The sequence below is a fragment of the Nostoc sp. genome, assembly GCF_036919675.1.
Taxonomy (GTDB): domain Bacteria; phylum Cyanobacteriota; class Cyanobacteriia; order Cyanobacteriales; family Nostocaceae; genus Nostoc.
In genome coordinates this window covers 1-21,396 of the sequence record NZ_JBALCP010000102.1, presented here as the reverse complement: position 1 = coordinate 21,396, position 21,396 = coordinate 1, and the positions used below count along the sequence as shown (strand labels likewise).

General features: G+C 43.7%; 16 protein-coding genes and 2 pseudogenes. 9 read left to right on the top strand and 9 right to left on the bottom strand.

From position 1 onward, the window contains the following. Positions 1 to 89 precede the first annotated feature (89 nt). From eboC to V7K49_RS22390, 3 genes are all read right to left on the bottom strand, one after another. Positions 90 to 1,022, bottom strand: a complete 933-nt coding sequence (eboC, locus tag V7K49_RS22400; RefSeq protein ID WP_335207533.1) for a UbiA-like protein EboC — start codon at positions 1,020 to 1,022, stop codon at positions 90 to 92. Between the two features lie 102 nt (positions 1,023 to 1,124). Then, positions 1,125 to 2,084, bottom strand: a complete 960-nt coding sequence (locus V7K49_RS22395; RefSeq protein ID WP_335207532.1) for a TatD family hydrolase — start codon at positions 2,082 to 2,084, stop codon at positions 1,125 to 1,127. A gap of 191 nt (positions 2,085 to 2,275) precedes the next feature. After that, positions 2,276 to 3,157 carry an EboA family metabolite traffic protein gene (locus V7K49_RS22390; RefSeq protein WP_335207531.1) on the bottom strand — a complete coding sequence of 294 codons (882 nt, stop codon included), beginning with the start codon at positions 3,155 to 3,157 and terminating at the stop codon, positions 2,276 to 2,278. Between the two features lie 473 nt (positions 3,158 to 3,630). On the opposite strand from V7K49_RS22390, the gene V7K49_RS22385 reads away from it, so the two are divergent. Further along, positions 3,631 to 4,833, top strand: a complete 1,203-nt coding sequence (locus V7K49_RS22385) for a 3-dehydroquinate synthase (RefSeq protein WP_335207530.1) — start codon at positions 3,631 to 3,633, stop codon at positions 4,831 to 4,833. A gap of 203 nt (positions 4,834 to 5,036) precedes the next feature. Here the strand turns inward: V7K49_RS22385 and V7K49_RS22380 are convergent, their stop codons facing one another. Beyond that, positions 5,037 to 5,765: a YdcF family protein gene (locus V7K49_RS22380; protein WP_334865433.1), complete on the bottom strand. Its 729-nt coding sequence runs from the start codon at positions 5,763 to 5,765 to the stop codon at positions 5,037 to 5,039. Between the two features lie 309 nt (positions 5,766 to 6,074). Between V7K49_RS22380 and ctpB the strand changes: the two genes are divergently transcribed. Together ctpB and V7K49_RS22370 are read left to right on the top strand one after the other, a co-directional pair. Next, entirely contained in the window at positions 6,075 to 7,415 is a 1,341-nt protein-coding gene (gene ctpB / locus V7K49_RS22375; protein WP_335207529.1) for a carboxyl-terminal processing protease CtpB, read from the top strand. 132 nt (positions 7,416 to 7,547) lie between these two features. After that, the gene (locus V7K49_RS22370; RefSeq protein ID WP_335207528.1) at positions 7,548 to 8,537 is read left to right on the top strand and encodes a glycosyltransferase; all 990 of its coding nucleotides are present in this window, start codon (positions 7,548 to 7,550) and stop codon (positions 8,535 to 8,537) included. On the opposite strand, the pseudogene V7K49_RS22365 reads toward V7K49_RS22370, so the two are convergent. Continuing rightward, positions 8,467 to 8,673, bottom strand: a pseudogene (locus tag V7K49_RS22365) (hypothetical protein); the annotation flags it as partial. The gene V7K49_RS22370 and the pseudogene V7K49_RS22365 sit on opposite strands and share 71 nt — an antisense overlap. 12 nt (positions 8,674 to 8,685) lie before the next feature. Then, positions 8,686 to 8,811: pseudogene (locus tag V7K49_RS22360) on the bottom strand (hypothetical protein); the annotation flags it as partial. A gap of 11 nt (positions 8,812 to 8,822) precedes the next feature. Here V7K49_RS22360 and V7K49_RS22355 point away from each other — a divergent pair. Together V7K49_RS22355 and V7K49_RS22350 are read left to right on the top strand one after the other, a co-directional pair. Continuing rightward, a complete protein-coding gene (locus tag V7K49_RS22355) occupies positions 8,823 to 9,221 on the top strand; it encodes a WD40 repeat domain-containing protein (protein ID WP_335207734.1) in 399 nt (132 codons plus the stop codon). 351 nt (positions 9,222 to 9,572) lie between these two features. Then, complete coding sequence (locus tag V7K49_RS22350; RefSeq protein WP_273766533.1) at positions 9,573 to 10,268, top strand: response regulator transcription factor; 696 nt, start codon at positions 9,573 to 9,575, stop codon at positions 10,266 to 10,268. Positions 10,269 to 11,227: 959 nt separating this feature from the next. Here the strand turns inward: V7K49_RS22350 and V7K49_RS22345 are convergent. After that, the gene (locus V7K49_RS22345; RefSeq protein ID WP_335207527.1) at positions 11,228 to 11,512 is read right to left on the bottom strand and encodes an Npun_R1517 family heterocyst differentiation transcriptional regulator; all 285 of its coding nucleotides are present in this window, start codon (positions 11,510 to 11,512) and stop codon (positions 11,228 to 11,230) included. An 890-nt stretch (positions 11,513 to 12,402) separates the two neighbouring features. Between V7K49_RS22345 and V7K49_RS22340 the strand changes: the two genes are divergently transcribed. The 4 genes from V7K49_RS22340 to V7K49_RS22325 all read left to right on the top strand — a co-directional run bounded on the left by V7K49_RS22340 (position 12,403) and on the right by V7K49_RS22325 (position 18,332). Continuing rightward, positions 12,403 to 12,762 carry an NAD(P)H-quinone oxidoreductase subunit M gene (locus V7K49_RS22340; protein WP_334866865.1) on the top strand — a complete coding sequence of 120 codons (360 nt, stop codon included), beginning with the start codon at positions 12,403 to 12,405 and terminating at the stop codon, positions 12,760 to 12,762. Positions 12,763 to 13,521: 759 nt separating this feature from the next. Further along, positions 13,522 to 15,807 carry a protein phosphatase 2C domain-containing protein gene (locus V7K49_RS22335; RefSeq protein ID WP_335207526.1) on the top strand — a complete coding sequence of 762 codons (2,286 nt, stop codon included), beginning with the start codon at positions 13,522 to 13,524 and terminating at the stop codon, positions 15,805 to 15,807. 146 nt (positions 15,808 to 15,953) lie between these two features. Continuing rightward, the gene (locus V7K49_RS22330) at positions 15,954 to 17,534 is read left to right on the top strand and encodes a CHAT domain-containing protein (protein WP_335207525.1); all 1,581 of its coding nucleotides are present in this window, start codon (positions 15,954 to 15,956) and stop codon (positions 17,532 to 17,534) included. Positions 17,535 to 17,684: 150 nt separating this feature from the next. Continuing rightward, complete coding sequence (locus V7K49_RS22325; RefSeq protein ID WP_334866858.1) at positions 17,685 to 18,332, top strand: hypothetical protein; 648 nt, start codon at positions 17,685 to 17,687, stop codon at positions 18,330 to 18,332. A 346-nt stretch (positions 18,333 to 18,678) separates the two neighbouring features. Here V7K49_RS22325 and V7K49_RS22320 read toward each other — a convergent pair whose 3' ends face one another. After that, complete coding sequence (locus V7K49_RS22320) at positions 18,679 to 20,058, bottom strand: PrsW family glutamic-type intramembrane protease (protein ID WP_334866856.1); 1,380 nt, start codon at positions 20,056 to 20,058, stop codon at positions 18,679 to 18,681. 561 nt (positions 20,059 to 20,619) lie between these two features. Further along, positions 20,620 to 21,222: a DJ-1/PfpI family protein gene (locus V7K49_RS22315; protein WP_335207524.1), complete on the bottom strand. Its 603-nt coding sequence runs from the start codon at positions 21,220 to 21,222 to the stop codon at positions 20,620 to 20,622. Positions 21,223 to 21,396 lie beyond the last annotated feature (174 nt).

Genomic DNA, 21,396 nt, shown 5'->3' with positions numbered 1-21,396 from the left:
AGAGAGGCTTTCACCTTAAGTTGACACTAATGCACATCTATGCACTCATACAGCCGATTCATGGTATTACTGGGTGTGTACATTCAAATTTAAGTTACGGCAAATAGTTGTGCTAATTTCATCGAAATTGGCAGCAAGATTAGAACTAATAAACCGTAATACAAACCAGCAAAACCAGATGCAACGGTTGCATCTAAGACAATTAGAGATAACACGCCTATTTTCACAGCATTTCGGATATTTTCGGCTACTGGTTGACGCGCAGCTTTGATAAAATTAGGTAACACTCGGATAGCTAATAGAACAGCAAATGGTAAGGCTGCGATCGCTGTATACTCTCCTAATAATCCTAAAGCTAAAACTGCCGTCAAAACTATTGCAATTAGCAGTAGTGCTAGGACTCCCGTAATCTTCTTACCTCCGTGAACTTCACCCTGACTAATTGCGGTGATAGCAGCAATGTAAAGAATAGGAATCAGCGTTAAATACCAACGTTCTCCTATTATTACGGGTACAGCACTTACGCCTAACAATAAGTTACTACCACGGCACAAACCCATATTAAGTGGGCCAAAAAAAGGATGATGTTTGGCGAGTGCGTCATACAGGAGGCATGAAAGAGTGATAGATATAGCGATCGCAGCACTTAACCAGGATACTTGAAAAGCAGCTATAATTCCAATTGCAAACAGTATACTCCCCAATAAAGTAGCATTTTGAGGAGATACGCGACCACTAGGAATTGCTCTATTTGGTCGCTCTTTTGCATCTAATTCAGCATCAAAAACATCATTAAAAACTATACCGCCACCGTATAAACCAGTTGTGGACAATAACAACCAAGCTAATGGAATTAATGTGGAAAAACCTACTTCTCCATTGATTAATTTCGTAAAAATCATCCCAGAGCCAGAAGCAGCAAAGCCAACAAGAATATCTGCCCAAGCAGTAACAATATTAGCAGGACGCATCAATTCTAGATAACCCCTCCAGCCTTGAAAATTTAAGCTTGCAACATTCATTCGTCTGCCTCATTGCCGAGTAACTTATCAAAATAAACCGCGTATTATAGATGAATCAGATATTTATGCAATTCCTCTTTCCCACTCCCCACTCCCAATTTTCTACTCAATCAACACATAATCTGAAACTGATTTGATTCCTGGTTCCTGTCCCCGTAATACAGAATTACCACTGAACATTTGACGCTGATCAACAGATTGGGGATTGAGCCAGGCTGATGCTTTCATCTGCCCAGTTTGACTGTAAGCAGCTAGGGCATTTTCATAACAAACTGCTCGCACATGTTCTTCAGGAATGCCCCTGTCTAACATCAACTGAGCAGTTTTTGGTACTGCTAAGGGATCGCTAATACCCCAATCAGCGCTACTATCTACAATGATCCGATCGCATCCATACTTGCGGACAACTTCTACCATCCTGGCGTTACCCATCTTCGTCTGTGGATAAATCGTGAAAGCTGCCCAAAAACCCCGTCCTAATACTTCCTCAACAGTTTCCTCATTGTTGTGATCAATAACTACTTGTGAGGGATCTAAGCCATATTCAATGCAGCGATCCATACTCCGACTAGCACCCGCCTTTTTATTGCGGTGAGGGGTATGAATTAGCACCAACATATCGAGTTCTTTGGCTAATGCTAACTGTTGACAAAAGTATTTATCCTCTGCTTCTGTCATGTCGTCATAGCCAATTTCACCAATGGCAACAACTCCCTCTTTACAAGCATAAAGTGGTAACAGTTCTAAAACTTCTGCTGCTAGCGCCTCATTGTTAGCTTCTTTCGGATTTAGGCCAATTGTGCAATAGTGTTCGATACCAAACTGACTAGCACGAAACCGTTCCCAGCCCACAAGACTGCTGAAGTAGTCTTTAAATGTGCCAGCGTTGGTTCGGGGTTGTCCTAACCAAAAGGCTGGTTCAATAACGGCAACAATGCCATATTCCCGCATTACTAAGTAATCGTAAGTAGTACGGGAACACATGTGAATGTGAGGATCGATGAACATCATAGTGTGGTTTAATGATTGGGCATTGGGCATTGGGCATTGGGCATTGGGCATAGGTTATTTTCCTCATCTCCCTAGTACGTCACGGCGTAAATAGAGCAACCATTTAAAATCCCTAAAAAGCCCTTCCATAATACTTTTGACTTTTGACTTTTACTTCGGCTTACCTCGGCTCCGCTCGGCACAAGCCGCTCAGTACAAGTGACTTTTGACTTCCGCCTTGCGGTACTAGTCCCCAGTTCCTTTTATTTGTAACCAAAGAGGCGATCGCGGCTAAAATTACTCCAAGTCAGATTACCTTGTTGAATGGATGACTGTAAATCTGGGTAACGGGAAAGTAATGCTTCTGCTTGGGGTAAAGGCGATTGGGCACAAGCTAACGCTGCTGCTTGTTGTTCGTCTATATCCCCATTAGCCAGTACTTTTTCCAAATCTGTGATGATTGCGCTATCCGCAAACCGCCCTACCGGTCGCCAAAGTTCTGGCGTAACTGAGCGTTTAGCTGCCCAACGTTCATGGGCATAGTCTGCCAACATCCTCGCCAATTCTGGGTTAGCACGCCGATCCAAACCCCAAATTAGATGCAACGGACTGCCGACAAACACAGCCTTCAGCACCATCTGATTCCAAGCAGCATTATCTAAATAATCCGCTGGATAAGGGTTACGTAGTGCTATCGCTTGGAATACATTACTCATATTGCTGCGAATTCCCTCAGCAGCGCGGTTGCGATGTAACTCTGGATGTGGTAAAAGCGGCAAACTTTGATAAAGGACAACTAACTCCCCCATATCGGCAGTGGAGAAGACTTGATCAAGCGATCGCACATACCCCTGAGCATCATCGTGGGGTAAAGCTAGAAGCAAGAGTTTGCGCCCTGCTTGATCTACACTCCAATGACCAGGATACCAACCGGGAATCACATCCTGTGCTGCTTCCAAGTCCTGGAATGTTAGCTGCAAATCCTGTTTACCTAAATAACGCGGCACAGCACTAAATGCTGTAAAAAACACTCTCTCAGCAGCGCCGCTAGCAATTTGTGCCTGCTTCTGTTCCAGCCAAGCAAAAGCTTTCTCTGAAACAGACTTTAACAGCCAGTGATGCAGTAGCTTGTTTACTTTACTCATGATGAATTCAGGAGAAGTTGCCCAACTGTTTTGTGGCAACCAAGTATAAAATCTACCACTAAACTTGATACTTTGTGATTAAAGCAGCTAGATCATATACTACTGAGATCATAACTTCACTGAATCTATAAAAATCTTCCGACTTTAAATAAGATACTGTAAAGATATCATTTTGATTAGATAAGTTATAAAATTATCTTACGGAAAAAATTAAAATCTTATCTAATCCTGATATCTATTGCCAACCTCCAAAATAAAGACTAGGCATCAATAAAGTTGTAAATTAATATTATTTTTAATTTTATCTGCTCAAGTGAAAAACTTTAGAAGTATGATTCATTTAACAAGTCTATTCATTTAGTAAATCATTTTAAACTTAAAGTTTTTAATGGACTTATTGGGTTAATTTGACTGTTAATTTTAATTGTAGTAGCGCATCTATTTACAGGTACTTAAAAAATAATAATATTCAAATGGCTATTCAACAAAAAACAGCTTTTAATCTGCAACCAATTAACCAATGTGTCCGCGTCACCTTCAATTATGATGTTCACTTCACTAGAGGTTTGTTTCAGTTAGATAATCCTTTATTGGCACAAGTGATTGCCGCAGATGGGGAGACAACCCCAAAACAAGTACTAGCAGTGGTAGATGCAGGATTTTTACAGTACCAGGATGGGTTGCTAAAAAAATTATCAGTCTATGCCCAGTGTTATGAAGATGTACTAACACTGAGCGGTGAGCCAATAGTAGTTCCAGGTGGAGAAGCAGTCAAGAACGATTCTAGATTTATAGAGCAAATTCATCAGCGGATCAATGCAACTGGATTGTGCCGTCACTCCTACGTCTTAGCAATTGGAGGTGGAGCCGTCCTAGACATGGCAGGATACGCAGCAACAACGGCTCACCGAGGAATTCGGCTATTACGAGTACCGACAACAGTATTAGGGCAAAACGATTCGGGTGTAGGGGTAAAAAACGGAATTAATGCCTTTGGCAAGAAAAACTTTTTGGGTACATTCATGCCACCTTATGGTGTCTTGAATGACTTTGATTTTCTTACTAGCCTTGATGATCGAGATTGGCGATCGGGTATTGCAGAAGCTGTGAAAGTAGCGTTGATTAAAGATGCAGATTTCTTCGACTTCATTATGACTAATGCCGAGAAATTGGCTAATCGAGACATGGACATCATGGAAAGGCTGATCTATCGCTGTTCCCAATTGCACTTAGAGCATATTGCTGGTAGCGGCGACCCCTTTGAAATGGGTTCATCGCGTCCTTTGGATTTTGGACACTGGGCTGCTCACAAACTGGAGCATTTAACTAATTACAGCCTACGTCACGGTGAAGCTGTAGCGATCGGCATTGCTTTAGATACGACCTATTCATATTTAACAGGGCAACTCTTACAATCTGAGTGGCAAAGGGTTATAAGTACACTAAAGAAATTAGGCTTTACCTTGTATGTATCAGCGCTGACAGAGCAATTAGATCAACTAGACCATCCGCATTGTCTATTTAGGGGGCTTACCGAATTCCGTGAGCACTTGGGAGGAAAATTGACAATCACTCTTCTACAAGGAATCGGACAGGGAATAGAAGTTCACCAGGTGGATTTGTCTTTGTATAGAGATGCTATTTTGATGCTGCAAGATTGGGAACTTTTGCATTAATTCTCCTTTGGATGCAATCAACGGAATGCCTGCCAATCGCCGAAGCCAGTTGCACCAGACATAGATGAAAAAATTAGTAAGGTGCTTGTAAAGTTAAAGCCGATAGAGTGTTACGGGTATTACGGCGATCGCATCATCTACAAGCACCAAATTTTTTGCACAATTTCCTCTAACAGGAAGAAAGAAGCTTAATAACTAGGGGTCTATAGTTTGGAACTCTCATCTGTTGTTATCTCCTCAACCCACGCCACTTGGTGTTCACAATGAAAACCTCGATTCTTCCAAGCTTGCATATCTACTTGGGTAAGTCTTGTCACATTTGAGCATTGCGGTTGAATAATTTGACTTACAATCGCCCAAAATAGGCTGCGTGTTAAATCTAATCCAGTTTTGGGCCAAGATTCACGATTACCAGGAATACCCAACTCCTGAACAATCTCTGACTCTACCCAAATACCATGAGCGCCTAAAAGAATCTGTGCCATCCATTTAGCTCTGGGTAAGTGACTTGGCGAGGTAATCAACATGACTTTATGCACTCCCCAACGCCGCAGAATCGGTATACCATAATAAAAATTTTCAAAGGTAGAATTCGCGCACTTTTCTAACCAAACGTTTTGTAAGCTTGCTAATTCGTCCTGAAAAATTAACCATATACAGGGGTCTGGGGAACCATGAGAAATTAAAATTGGGGTTTGCGGGTATTGTTTTGCTTGTTGGGCAACATAAGTTTCTCGATGAACACTGCCACCAAGCACCAAGAAGGCATCTACTGGCTGCGAAGAAGCAAAAACTAAGGTTATAGTGGTAAAAATCAGCCAAGTGCCCAAGACAAAGTACAATATACCAGTTAGTTTTTGTAACAGTTGCCACAGATTAGCAAAATTTTTTTTAATAGAAATTAACGATTTGATGGTAAATTTGCGTTTCATGACTTAGGTAAGAAAAGCTGATTTAATAGCTGTCTAACAGTACTGCAACTGAGTGAACAAAGTGCTATCTTATAAAAGTAATGAATAAGTGTAAACATGACGCTAATCAAAGTGTCACATGGTCAGAAGAGCCTTCCGGAGAAGGCTAACAAACCGAGAAATGGTTGTTAATAATGCAGTATTTTCGGCATCATTCAACGATAAAAATGATGAAGGAAGCATAGCTTAGTTTGGGGTATAAAAACTTAAAATTTTCTGGAAAGCCTGATTGCTAAACTGTCAACAACACAATTATTCCAGCTAATATACATGAACAAATCTCCGAAAAGTTACTCACCGCTCCAAGTAGCCTTGATTGGTGGAGCGATCGCCACGACTGCTATTATGTCTGTGTTCGGCCCCGTTTGGACTCGTGGTGTCCGTGCTGCTCTAGCCCTACAAGACAGCCCGAAAGTGATAGTTGACCAAGTTTGGCAAGTGGTAAATCGTGAATATGTTGATGCCAAATTTAATCAACAAGATTGGCAAGCAACCAGACAAAGCCTGTTGAGCAAAGACTATTCTACTCGGGAAGAAGCTTATACTGCCATCCGCGAAGCTTTACAAAAGTTGGGAGATCCTTACACTCGATTTATGGACCCCAAACAGTTTGAAGCCCTGACTAGCCAAACAGACGGGGAAGTCTCTGGGATTGGCATTCGGATGGAAGTGAACCAAAAAACTCAGCGGCTCACTGTTGTCGAAGCCATAGAAAATTCTCCAGCACTGAAAGCTGGGATCAAAGCAGGCGATGAAATTTTGGCAATTGATGGCAAACCCACTCTCAAAATGAAAGTGGATGACGCCTCCAAGTTAATTCGTGGCGAAGTGGGTACTCCCATCAAGCTACGGGTGGGACGGACAGGGCTAAATGCCTTTGATTTGAAGCTGACAAGGGCAAAGATTGAAGTGCCAACAGTACGTTATACCCTTAGGCAAGAAGGGAATCGCCGCGTTGGCTATATCCGTTTGCGGGAATTTAGCGCCCACGCCGCAGATCAAATGCAACGAGCCATCCGCGATTTGAACAATAAGAAAGTAGATTCTTATGTCTTGGATTTGCGGGGAAATCCTGGCGGGTTGTTGAACGCGAGCATTGAAATTGCCCGGATGTGGTATGATAACGGCGCGATTGTCAAGACAGTAGACCGTGTGGGCAGCAGTGAAGAAACTAAAGCCAATCGCACTTCTCTGACAAATCGTCCCTTGGCGGTATTAGTAGATGGAAATTCAGCTAGTGCTAGCGAAATCCTCACAGGGGCACTCAAGGATAATAAGCGGGCGGTAGTCGTAGGTGGTCAAACCTTTGGTAAGGCCTTAGTGCAGTCAGTTCATAAACTCGCAGATGGTTCCGGCTTGGCAGTTACCATTGCCCATTACTACACCCCTGCGGGAACGGATATTAACCATAAAGGGATTACACCAGATATCAAGCTAGACTTGACAGAGGCACAAGAGCGTCAGTTGGCTTCTAATCCAGATTTAATCGGAACTAAGAGTGATCCGCAATATGCCCGGGCAATCACAATTCTATCAAGTAACAACTTTGCCCAGCCGCCAGCAACTCGACCCACTCGACCCATGAGTAGCGCTGATAACCTGAAATTTTAGCTAAAACAAAAATTCATCCCACGTCATTCCCAAATCCAGATTTTTGGAGTTATGAAAACTGCTTGATATACCGTTCTAGGATTTTGGATTGGGAATACTAGCTACTAATCCCATCTCCAAAATCTCAGATTTATGAATCATCAGCCAGTTGATGCAACCACCACCACCAGCTTTTTACCAATGGTGTCGGTGGTTGTTCCTATTTATAACGGTGAGACAGATTTACCAGAGTTAATCAATTGTTTGTTGTCTCAAACCTACCCAAAAGACCGGGTAGAATACTTGTTGGTGGATAATAACAGTAGCGATCGCACTCTCAGTATCCTCAAAACATCTGCCGAAAATTGCCCAATTACAATTCACCCATTGAGCGAAAACCAAATTCAAAGCTCCTATGCTGCTCGTAATACTGGGATTCGCGCCGCTGTGGGCGAAATTCTCGTTTTTACCGATGCTGATTGCCGTCCGCAACCGCAATGGTTAAATGCATTAATCCAGCCTTTTGTCAACTCAGAAGTGGTAATTGTCCCTGGTGAAATTTTGGCACTACCAGGCACAACTCTGCTAGAACTTCACGCAGACCGTCAAGAAACTTTGTCCCAAAAGCATACCCTTGACCATCCCTTTCGTCCCTATGGTCAAACCGCTAATTTGGCGATTCGACGCATTGCCTTAGAAAAAGCGGGTTTATTTCGTCCCTATCTTACCACTGGTGGCGATGCAGACATTTGCTGGCGGATTTTGGGGGAAAACATCGGGCGTTTGGAATTTGCCGCAAATGCGATCGTTGGGCATCGCCACCGCGCCACACTTAAAGAACTGCAAAGTCAATGGCGGCGCTATGGACGCTCAAATCGCTATCTACACGAACTGCACGGTGTAGATTTGATGCGAGATCTGACACCCAAAGAATACGGCTATCGCTTAGGACGTTGGTTATTGAAGGAAGTTCCAAGGGATATTAAAAAGGCGTTGGCGCAGCCCGCCGCAGGCATCGCAGGTCAAGCCACCCTTGTAGATTTATTAAATACTCCCATTGGTCTGTTCACTGCTAGGGCGCGGACTGCTGGGCAACGAAACGCCAAGTTGCCAGAGAATGCCAAGATAATTGATCGGCTGTAAAAATACTAGTGGTCTGTGTTATGAGTTTTGCGCGGTTCGTAGTAAGCAATTTATTGCTCTCGCTGCCATTGAGGAGGTCATCGCCTGTGCCACCTTCGAGATAGTCATTGCCAGCATCGCCATTTAAGGTATCGTTGCCATCTTGACCTTAAAGTTGATCGTTGCCGTCTCCACCGTAAAGGCTATCGCTTCCTGTACCGCCATCGAGCCAATCGTCGCCAGCTTCACCGTAAATTAGGTCATTGCCGCCCAACCCAATGAGGATATTGTTTCTAGCGTCGCCGAATTATTTACGCGATCCCCCACTGTGGGCAACAAAACCTCCTTGCTAGTGTCAGTGCAGATCGCACCATTAAACTCTGGAGTCCTCATACAGGACAATGCCTCAAAACCTTGTATGGTCATGGTAGTTGGGTCTGGGCGATCGCATTCAGTCCAGATAGTAACTTCCTTGCTAGTGGCAGCTATGACCACACAGTTAAGATTTGGGATGTGCATTCTGGTGAATGTCTGCAAACATTGCCGGGACATCCTGGTTGTGTGCTAGCGATCGCTTTTAGCCCAGACGGCAAAACTCTGATCAGCAATAGCGCGGTAGCCAGGATGAAACAATCAATTGCTGGGATCTTGCTACAGGGGAATGCTGGACAACTTTACGGCCAGCCGGTTCCTATGAAGGCATGATCATTAATGCGGCGACAGGGTTGACCGAGGCTGAGGTGTCAACTTTAAAAGCTTTGGGGGCAGTAGAGGTGAATTCAGGTTGTTCAATGCATGTCAACTTTGGGACTTAGAAATAGGCGTTTTTTGATAACTAGCAGCTTGGGTTTGTACTATTGTCATCCAAAACGGATATCATTCGTGAATGCATTAGAAGTTTAGCGATTCATCGCCCCAAAATTCATGAGGACAGCGGTGTGGGCGAGTTTTCCGACTTGAGCGGACTGTCTATCTCATCACTCCCCTTGCAGGTGAGTGAGAGGCTTCTTTTGGATTAAGCTAAATTGGAAAAAGGTAAACTTAAGGGAATTTTAAATGTCAGCACAATTGTTACTGGTGGATGATGAACCAGGGATACGGGAAGCCGTGAAAGACTATTTGCAAGAGAGCGGTTTCAGCGTTCAAGTCGCCAGTAACGCCCTTGAAGGTTGGGAATGGATGCAGATGAATACACCTGACTTGGTGATTTCCGATGTCATGATGCCCCAGGTGGATGGCTATCAGTTCCTGAAGCAACTGCGAGAAGACCCCCGCTTCCAAGCACTCCCGGTAGTATTTTTAACTGCTAAAGGTATGACAGGCGATCGCATCCAAGGCTATCATGCTGGTGTTGATGCCTATCTACCCAAACCCTTCGATCCAGACGAGTTAGTGGCTATAGTCGAAAATTTGCTAGCCCGCCGCGCCGCTAAGGCTGCAACTACCGGAGATGACGCTGAAACCCCCGATCTTGCTGAACTAGCCAATCAGATTGCCCAAATTAAGGCATTGTTAACTCAAAGAAATGCCATTTCCCAATCGCCAGCCCCTTTCAAAATTGATTTGACTCCCAGAGAACAAAGTGTTTTAAACTTGGTCGCTGAAGGGTTGATGAACAAAGAAATCGCCCGTCGTTTGGAAACCAGCGTCCGCAATGTAGAAAAGTACGTCAGCCGCTTGTTTAGTAAAACTGGCACCAATAGCCGTACAGAGTTAGTTCGTTTTGCTCTAGAACACGGTCTGGCTAAATAGACATTGAGGAGCCAGTGCGTTGCGGAGGTTCCCGACGCTCGTAAGCATTGCGTTAGCGTTAGCGAAGCGGTAGCGAGGAACGAGCGTCCGTAGGAGCGTCTGACTCGCTACCGCTTCTCTACCAGACGCGCAAGGGACGCTATCCGTTGTTCGTGTAGCGTCTCCGACAGGAGAAGCAACTGGTGTCATTGGTTATTACAGCAGAATTCAAGTATTTGAACCACATTTGTCGTAGGGGCGCAAGGCCTTGCGCCCCTACCGCGTGGTCTATTTACCTGAAAATAGCTGTAATCTTCTCCCCCACTCCCTCATCTTTTTTTGCTCCCCTTGTCCTTTTTTTTAGCTTCCGCTTCTGGTATTCCCCGCGTCCACTTCGTCAACGTAAGTTCGACGAACCTCTCGCTGCTTTGAACTTTAGTTCAAGTCTGTACCTCTGGGATTCAGAGAGGGACAATTTTGCGTGGCAAAACCTCTTAGAGGTTTTTTGACTGTGGGTAATTGGTAATAGGTAACTGGGCGCTAAACCATCACCTATTACCAGTAATAGATAAAACATAAGTATTTCAGCAAATCAGGCACTTAGCTAAAGCAAAAAGCTAAAAGAAAGGTTATTTATTTTTACTTTGGTCTTTTAGGTTTTCATTGGATTCGCGCCTGTTCTCCAATTTGCCATCTGTAAAGACACAGGGTTTTGTTATTCCTGCAATGTTTTAATAAAAACTCGGTAAAATGCACCCGGCTGAATTTGCTCTCTGATTCTACCAGTACCCTTTGCTACAAAGTTTTTAATCGAGGAAACTATTCCTGGGACTTTGTGCTGCTAAATAAGACTTTCACAAAGTAGAAATCATAATATTTTATGAATTCTACTTACTGATTAGTTTTTATTGCAACTGGGGTGTGAGATCAACATTTGATTTGATGCCCAACTCATGTTTTTAACTGCTTAAATTATACCTTTAATCTGGGGAGTTTTCAGCAGCATTACGCAAGCGCATCAGCTGGCGTCGCATTTGAGGTGAGGCTTTGAATTCAGACACTTCCTGCGCTTTAACGGATGCTTGCAGCGTCTCTAGAAAGTCGTCCGAACCCACAGTCAAGGCATCAAGTAGCACCTGTAAGAGTTGCTCGCGATCGCCTAATAGACTCTTTTCCTCAATCAACCGGAATTTGAGATGGATTTCGCACTCATAAACACCTACTTCGAGATTATTTATCTGGCGTGGTAATACTTTGGAGTTCATAGCTATTGAGATTCCTTTACTTGGTTGTCATGAGGGTAAGGAGGTAGATATCCAGCAAAAATTCTTTATATCTCTTTTGAATCCAAAGTGCTTGAATTAAGAATTTTTCTTCATCAATCACCTTTGTATTCCATTTCACTCTCCTGTGTTGTATTTACAAGCTAAATTTTCACTGTCTAGATTTTGATGTAACTGTGCCAGATGTAGCTTATGGTAAGCCATAACTATTATTCAGTTTTTAAGATTCTACACAATAAAGTTTCTGTAAGAAGTTGTGCAACCTTTTTAAAGCTTTTTACATCAACTTTATGTTAACGTCAATAACATGTTTACTTGTTACTCTAAATTTGGTGTTTATACGTAAGTAAAACCGCTTAACTTTTTGTAATTTACTAAAGCCAGAGGTCGATGTAGCACTATTCAGTAAAATTACTTGATGTACGTTTTTTGCAATAGAAAATTCCGAAGAAATTGATGAGCATAATTATTAAGGTAAAAACTTTTGTTCTCCATAAAAAAACGTACACAGATCAAATTATTCCTGGTGAGTGCTTTTCCCTACTGGCTTTTGGGCTTGAGGAGTACAAAAATCTTAGCAGTAGGTAAGATTAGTAGACCGCTTTGACTTGTTTGTATACCTCAAATGAAAACACTCTCTCCAATAATTTTTACAGGAAAATAATTGGACTACTGTCAGTACTAGCAGCTAACTGCGTCTTCAACTCCTAACAGAAGTAGTAAGTTAATCAGTACAGGTGATATTTTTACTTATGCCCATTCAATATACCCTTTTGAAACTGCGTTCAAAGCTTGTAAATTGAGAGCATTCAAGCTCAGAGATAGCGGCTACAATAATTTCAGTGTAATCCACCCAAATCTTACACCCTTTTATGGCTAACCCGATGCTGCTCAAGTCCACAACCCGGCATGTCCGCATTTTTGCAGGCGAAATTGACCGGGATGGCGAACTGATTCCCAGTCAACAGGTCTTAACGTTAGATATTGACCCAGATAACGAATTTAACTGGAATGAAGATGCGCTGCAAAAAGTTTATCGAAAATTTGATGAACTAGTAGAAGCATCTAGTGGCGCAGACCTCACAGACTATAACTTGCGCCGTGTGGGGTCAGACTTAGAGCATTATCTGCGATCGCTCCTGCAACTCGGCGAACTCAGCTACAATCTTTCTGCCCGCGTTACCAACTACAGCATGGGAGTCCCCCAAGTTGCAATTAACGACAAACAATAAGCGAATGAGTTAGTAGCAGGCTGGCTGGCTGAACCATTTTGACAATTCAGGTCATCTGGAGAAGCCCACAAAAAACCTAGCCCCCTAACCCCCTTGCCGACGCTCTAAGGGGGAAAATTCAAATCTCTGACGCCACGAGTGGCTCGCCAGACGCCAGTCGCTCATGGGGAGCCACTGCGGTAGACGGGTTGGCATAAAGGAGGCAGTGCACCTTTGCGGTTTCTTCGACTATCTTGAAGCAACTGCCGTCAAGTGACGTCGAAACCCCCTCTCCAGAGCGCTGGCTCCCCAACGCAGTGGCTCCTCCTGGTAGGAGAGAGAAATAGAAGTGAGGTTTTCTTGATTCGTCAGGTACTTTTGCCAAAATTATTATATTTGCTATTCTTAATTCTTAATTAAAGTTAATTGTTGCTATCCTACTTATAAACTAAATAAATACCAACATCATCTGCTTCTTGATGATGGGGTAATTCAGCAAAAGCAAATAGCGCAGTTATGCTTGGGTTATGCTTTGGTAACAGGGTTGGAGTTAGTTGCTTTGGCGATAGAGAGTCACAGAGCAATAGAAGCTATGATGAGGCTGTAGGGTTGACTTGGGAGCGTATTTTTTGGATAAGTAAGTATTTGCACCTGCTGATATCCACCAGCTAAAATCATCATCTAAAGTCTGGGTATGTCAAGTTTAAGAAGATGAGCGGTCTAGATTGTCCCTACTAATGCTGTTAAAGAAATTGCCAATCGCTGATCGGTGCGAAAACTATGGAAAATGACGCGGCAACGCTCTACTGTCCAAATGAAAATTGTCAGGCTGCTAACCCCCTGACTCACAAGTTTTGCCAGCGATGCTCAACGCCCCTACCGAAAAATTACCTCTGGGCTGTGGTAGATGGCCCGAGTGTGGGTAGCCCTGGAGAAATATTAGCCGATCGCTATTTAGTCCTTGAGAAATCTGTTCTTTTAGATACGAAGCCTGGTTTATTAGCGCTAACGCCTGAGTTAGATAATTTACAGCCTCTAAAAGCTTATTTGAGACTCATTCCCTACCGTTTACACGTACCGCAGGTATATGGAGTGCTATTTCTAGCTGATGGCCTCCCCGATCGAGAAATATTACTCTTAGAAAAACCGCCACTATTAGTAAATGACACAATCCAACAAGTGCATTTGGGCAGCGAGTTAACCACCGCTTGGCGTGATGCTACATCGATGCGCCAACTCAATTGGTTATGGCAAATAGCTCATCTGTGGCAACCTCTTGTGAGTGAAGGTGTCGCCTCTAGCTTGCTTGACTCTTATGTATTACGGGTAGAAGGATCATTAGTCCGTTTGTTGGAATTGCGTTTTGATGCCGCAACATCACCAGAATTGCCCCAATTAGGTGGATTCTGGCAGCAGTTGGTTAGTGATGCTAAACCAGCCATAGCTGAATTTGTTGATCACGTTAGCCTTTCCTTAATTCAGGGAGAGATCAATTCAACCGATCAATTAATCGGAGTTTTAGATGGGGGACTGGCTGGGTTAGGGCGATCGCAAACCCCCACGATCCAAATTATCACCAAAACCGACACTGGGCCAAGTCGCCAACGGAACGAAGATGCCTGTAGCCCACCCAGTGGAACTCTTGTCAGCAAACCACCCCAGCCAACAGCCTTAGCAATTGTCTGTGATGGCATCGGTGGACACGAGGGTGGCAATGTCGCCTCAAATTTAGCGATTGAAACGATCCAGCAGCAGGTACAGCAACTAACAAAAGTTCCCTATGACCACATAGACCCCTCACTCCTGCTTAATGACCTAGAAAAGGCAGTGGCAATTGCCAATGACAAAATTAGTCAGCGCAATGACGGTGAAAATCGTCAAGGGCGTCAACGCATGGGTACGACTTTAGTAATGGCATTGCCAGTTGCACATGAAATGTACATTACCCACGTTGGCGATAGTCGTGCTTACTGGATTACCCGCCACGGCTGTTATCAAGTTACCCTCGACGATGATGTTGCTTCCCGCGAGGTGCGGCTAGGTTATGCCATTTATCGTGAGGCTGTACAACAGAGTGCTGCTGGCTCTCTAGTTCAAGCTTTGGGCATGGGACCGAGCACTTCATTGCATCCCACATCTGGACGGTTTATGCTCGACGAAGATGCTGTTTTTCTGCTCACATCTGATGGTTTGAGTGATTTTGATCGGGTGGAAGAATATTGGGAAACAGAAATCTTGCCGATTTTAGTTGGGGAAACAAATATAGCAAATGTTGCGGATAGATTAGTCGAAATCGCTAATACTAAAAATGGACACGATAATGTCACCGTCGCTTTAGTCCACTATCAAGTCCAGTACTGGGAACCAGAAATCACGATCAAAGTCGTCATTCCAGAGAGTTTTTCTGCTAAAACTGTTGATTTTACTTCGAGAGTGGCAGATCCGACACTTTTAGATCGCCCCAACCACAAAACTCAGGTCATTCCAGACACTGAGCCTGCTAAAACTCGCAGTTTACCGCTACAGTGGATAGTTCTGTTAATAGTTGTGGTAGCAGCAGGTTCTTTAGGATTGTTTGTGAAGCAACTGCGATCGCAATCATGGCAATTTCCATTTTTTTCCAATCCGACAACAACTCCAAACCCTACCATCAAAGCGACACCTGTACCGCGATCGCTTGCTAACCTTTCTCCTGGCTGGGTAATTAAAACCAACAATCAAATCTCTTTGGGAAACAATCAATCGCTTCTCCCTGGAGCTTTTTTAGAAGTTATCAACACAAAACCAAATCCCAAACCTGGTTCTGGTAATTTTTCGGTGTCTATGCGAGTCTGTGCCAATAAAAGCACGCAAACTCCAGCTAATACTAGTAACCCAACAGTAACTTCCTCAATTCCACCAAATTCAAAACCTTTGCCGTCAACAGAGAAAACAGTATTGCTGGACTTATCCCAACTGAAACGCTCTGGGGTCTTAGTTTTACAATCAGACGCACCAAATCCATGTAGAACCGTCACCCAACCGCCAGCGATTCCATCACCTGCACCTGACACTAGTCCAACTTAGTCAAATACTCGATAAACTGGTAAAAACCTGGAATAATAACAGGTAACTACCAAAATAAAAACTTACAAGGTCAAAAAGTAGAAAATTTTCATCTTGAAGAATTGTTATTTTAAATTATTTGTTTTAGCTTTTAGTTTAATGAATCCATGCCATCCCTGAATTTGGCGATCGCCCGTCTCCTAAACACTGGCACTGACAACTTCGCCATTTGGGTGGTCAAGGCTCCCTATCCCAGTGGCTACGTTTTACGTGACTGTGTATGGCCTGTTGAAGTCAATCAAGTCTGGCAAGAATGGCAGCAGATGTTTGCTGGTCATAGTCGCCTAGATATTTCCCCAAACTCAACATCTCAAAAGTCCAACCCATTCCCCATAGATTGGATTTCACCACCTTCAGGTCAAATCACTGGCCCCTACAGCAGTCGTCTGATGCAATACTTGGGAATGAATTTATGGCGCTGGGTATTCGACGGGCAAATTCTTGGTAGCCTGGAACGCAGTCGCGGTATTGCTATGGGTCAGCATACACGTTTGCGCTTTCGACTAGAAATTCGTGACCCGGATCTGATTGCTCTGCCTTGGGAAATTATGCAGCGTCAGCCTGGTCAATCGGCTATGTCTCTCTCCCCAGATTTGCTATTTAGTCGCACCAGCAGTGAAGTTGATGCATTACCGTATTTGCGAACTGACCAGGCTTTAAGTATCCTGCTGGTTTTAGGTCATGATGAAAACCTGGAACTGCAACAAGAAGCTGCTATCTTACAGCAAACTCTTGCAGATACGCCTGTGGGTGGTAATTCCCAAAGATATGCACCTTGTATAGTGAATCAACTCATACAACCAACTCCACAGGAGTTGATTCAAGAATTAGAAACCAGAGCATACAATGTTTTCTTTTATGCTGGACATGGTTTGCCAGACCCAGACGGGGGGTTACTATTTTTGCGGTCAGACATGCCCCTGAATGGGATAGAATTGGCGCAAGTATTGACCCGTACAGGTGTGAAATTAGCGGTTTTCAACGCCTGTTGGGGCGCACAACCAGCTGCTATCAATCATCAAGCTATACCTGCTAGCAGTTTAGCAGAAGTACTGATTCGTCATGGTGTGCCTGCGGTTTTGGGGATGCGCGATGAAATCGCTGACCACGAAAGCCACAGTTTTATTCAAGCCTTTACCGAAGCTTTGCGATCGCACAAACCAATTGATGAAGCCGTAGCACAGGCTAGGCAAGAGTTATTAACATTGTATAAATTTAATCAACCTGCTTGGACTTTGCCTGTTCTCTACCTGCATCCAGATTTTGACGGCGAACTCATTAAAAATCTGGATGAAGGGATTACCGAACTACCAGACACAGCCATTCCTGATGTAGGTTCCGCGCTTTTGACTGCTTCTTTGCGATCGCTCACCTCACAAGGTAAAACCTGGTTACTGCCTTATGGAGTCACCCGCATCGGCCGCACGAGAGATAATGAGATTGTCATCCCCGAACCATCAGTATCTAAACGACACGCCGAAATCTTCTGCCGCAACACTCTTACTGATGCTACACTGGTGCGAACTTATTACTTGCAGGATTTTTCCACCTACGGGACAACCTGGTTTTTAGGATCTAATGGCTGGCAACAAATCCTCCGAGAGGAAGTCCCTTTGAAATCAGGAATGCAGTTAAAGTTTGGAAGTGCTAGAGGTGAAATCTGGGAGTTTATTATTGAAAACTCCTAGCAGAGCTATTGCATAAATGCATTTTGGTCTTTAGCATCAGCCTTTAAAATAATCTATTTTTAATAGATAAAAAATCAATTGTTTTTGCGGAAATCTCCTCTTGGGAATTGTAGCTGTCAATACCACCAAATATTTGTGAGGTAAGAAAAAATGGCTAATAAAAGTAACGGCTCAGACACTTACTCTTCCTTGCCGTCTCAAATAGATTTAGAGTTATTGGAAGCGTTACTGGAACCAGACGATGCTACTTATCCCTGGAATCCAGCGGATGAAGAGTCAGAAGCTTATTTTCACGAGTTAGAACAACAGTTTGGAATGCAAGATTTGCTTGAGGAAGAACTGACAACGCGATCGCAAGATTTTTATAGCCATCTAGACACACTTTGGTCTGGTATTGCTTCTACCCCAGACTACAATAGCAACCTACAACAGATAGTAGTGCTTAATCTTCAAGAAACATTACGCACTACTTTTGCCGCCTGTATCCCCCAAGGATTGCTCAACACCATCGCCACCAAAGCTGCTGAAATTTTTGCTGCCCAGCAATCAATGGGTGAGCAACTGGTTGAGTGCGTTCAGACAGTACTACCAACTTGGGGAACAGAGGATCTTTTAGTTTTGGCTCGTCCTTTTGCTTACGCGATGCGGAGTAGCGAATCACAAAACGCGTCATCTGCGATTAGTAATCTTAACAATAGTGAGTGGACAGCTTTATCAGAAGTAGAAAAAGCAAAGATTAGTTTAGCGATCGCTTACTATGCTTTTACTCAACTCAACAAGTCTCAGTCTGAACCATAAATAGGGAACAGGTGACAGGTGACAGGGAATAGAAAAGTAGAGAAAGCTAAATTTTTTTCATCGGGCGCTGTATTCGCGTAGCCCGCCCTTTGTACTCACTCTGTTCAGAGGCGTCTCTTGGAAAGATGTTGGTTTGTCTTACGCAGAGGCGCAAAGAAAGAGTCGAAAATCAAGACTTTTGTAAGAAGTTTAATGATTTTTATTTTTTAGGTAGAGTTATGCCAGTATAAATTTACAGTGGGCTGATTTTCAAACTAGGCCATCTATCCCAAGAGATAAATATTCAATAATCATTAGACATTGATTATTTCTTCCTCACTCCCTCCCTCCCTCCCTCCCTCCCCTCTTATTTTGGGCCCAGAAATCGGGTAGCAAAATTTTGCGATCGCGTCGGTGACAGCGCCCGTGCCTTGAGAATTGCCGCCATCAAAAAGGCGTAAGATAACACCCCTACAACTACCAACAGCAAGGCATTGATTGATCCTGTAGCATTCCACAGGGCATGGAGAGCAGAGGCACTAAGATAACCAATAGAAAGAATTTGCCAACTTCTACTGGGTTTGAGGACAGCCAACCCGATAAAATAACCCAGGTAGCCACTATAAGCCATGTGTCCGGCTACAGAGCCTAAAATTCGCGGAATTAGCAGCTGTAAACCCGCCAGTTGACCAGCAGAGCCTGTACCCACTTGTTGCGCGACATTTTGAGTGATATCCGGTACATATTGACCGAGAGTTTCCAATAGAGTGAAACCCACAGCAGAAGCTGTTCCCAGGAGAATACCATCTAGAGGTTCCCAGACGCCTATCCGTTCCCGCCAAGGTGAAGACAACATTCTACCGATGGCAAACGCCGCTAATACAGGCAATGCCTTGAGTAATTCCTCCATCAACCCAGCCCCAAAAAACATCCGCACCAGCAACTCTGTGAAGGTAATAGATTCTTGGGGTAAGGGCAAGCTTCTAGGTAGGATGCGAAACACAAAGATAAATAAATCCAACAACGGACTGAGTAAAATCAGCGTTGTACCCAATGCCGCACTCATTAGCACCCACCAAGGCTTCTGTTTACCGCAAAGTTGGTAAACAAAATAGTAGGCAGCGAAGGCGATGTAACTTGCTACGATCACTTGATTAGCTCGGGGCTGACCAACTGTAGCAAACATTAGCACTACAAAAATTACGGTCAGTATTCCCGGTATGAGGTAAGCTTTACGAGTTAAATCTTTACCAGTAGAAATAATCGGAAAAAGCTGGGTGAAGCTAACAGAATCTGGCTGCTTTAATTGCGTGTGGTTATGGTAGTTTGTTGCCGAAGGTAATGGTGTAACTTGGTTAACTGTTGTGGCCGGGGTTTGGTAGGTAAACTCGTACTCAAAAACGTATTGTGGACCATCAGCACCTAGAGAAAAGCGATCGCCTGGGTGCAATTCCTGACATTCATACAAGCGTTGTCCATTCAAATAAGTGCCATTAGCGCTATTTAAATCACAAAGCACCCAGCTGAATTTGTTATCTGGGGATACAGAGAGGGGACGAACCACTGCATGACGACGAGATACCATTCGATACGTCATGGCATCCAAGACAACTTGGCAGCTGGGGTCGCGTCCAATTACCATCTCTTTACTGGGGGGCAGCGAGTAGCGAGATTCTGCTCCAAAAGCTGCCCCATTACCAGACACTAGCCGCAGAAATGCATTATGTCTTGCGTTTTTGCCTGTCATCGAGTTAGAGTGCGTTTCTAAACTAATTCTTCTTCATATAATTTGGCAGCAGGACTAACCTTAGCCACATTAACAGCAGCATTGCTAAATCCACTATAGCTTCACTTCCTGCTAAGAAATTTAAAATTTCCGATGCAAAATTTCAAATTGTTTCACCTAATGTAAATAAGCATTCGATTTGCTGAGAGTTTGTCCTAAACCTGGCTTGCTAGGCGGATAAATCAGATTGTATCGGTGCTGTACTCTTGACATCCTAGTACCGCAAGGCGGAAGTCAAAAGTCAAAAGTCAAAAGTCAAAAGTATTATGGAATAAGCTCTTTAGGGATTTTAAATGGTTGCTCTATTTACGCCGTGGCGTACTAGTTGCAAATTAAACCCACGGCAATTTATCAAAAAATAGTAGTTTTTATTGCATTTAGTTTTATCAAAAAACTATATAATTTTCGGTTGTCTGTTGTGAGTTGTTTTTGCCACTGATAATTGACTAAGCTCCCTCGGGGCAGGGAGTAGGGAAAGAAACTGCCCTGAAGATCGAACCAAAAGATTTTCGGTATCTTGCCTCAAGCAACTGTAGCCAGTTCTGGGTGTTCAATCTTAGTTCCAAGTACTGTGAGGAATTCTGCCAGCCAATGGGGGTGAGCAGGCCAAGCTGGTGCTGTCACCAAGTTACCGTCAACTATTGCCTGATCAGCAGGGATATCAACGTAGATACCTCCAGCACTCTTGACATCTGGGCTACAAGCAGGGTAACCAGTACATCTCTTGCCTTGCAGTACATCAGCAGCTGCCAATAACTGCAAGCCGTGGCAGATGGCAGCAATAGGTTTATTAGTTTGGGCAAAGTGACGGGTGATTTCTAGCACCTGCTGATTCAGACGGATATATTCTGGTGCTCGTCCTCCAGGAATGACTAAAGCATCATAGGTTGCCGCTTCTACTTCTGCAAACGTAGCATTTAAAGTGAAATTGTGACCGGGTTTTTCGCTGTAAGTCTGGTCTCCTTCAAAGTCGTGAACTGCTGTCCGCACCTTGTCTCCAGCTTTTTTGTCGGGGCAAACTGCATGGACAGTGTGTCCCACCATTTGCAATGCCTGGAAAGGAACCATTACTTCATAATCTTCTACATAGTCCCCAATAAGCATCAAAAGTTTTTTTGCAGCCATATTTTTGTTACCCTCACCTATTAGTCAATAGTTAATAGTTGTTTAGAAAGTAAATATTAATTTAGAGTCAGCTACGTTACAGGGTTAGCGCGTCTCAAACCCTATTGACAAGCGGACTTACCTGATCAGCAATCAAGTTAGAAACAAAGTGGCACTATCCAGGCTAGGGTAAGA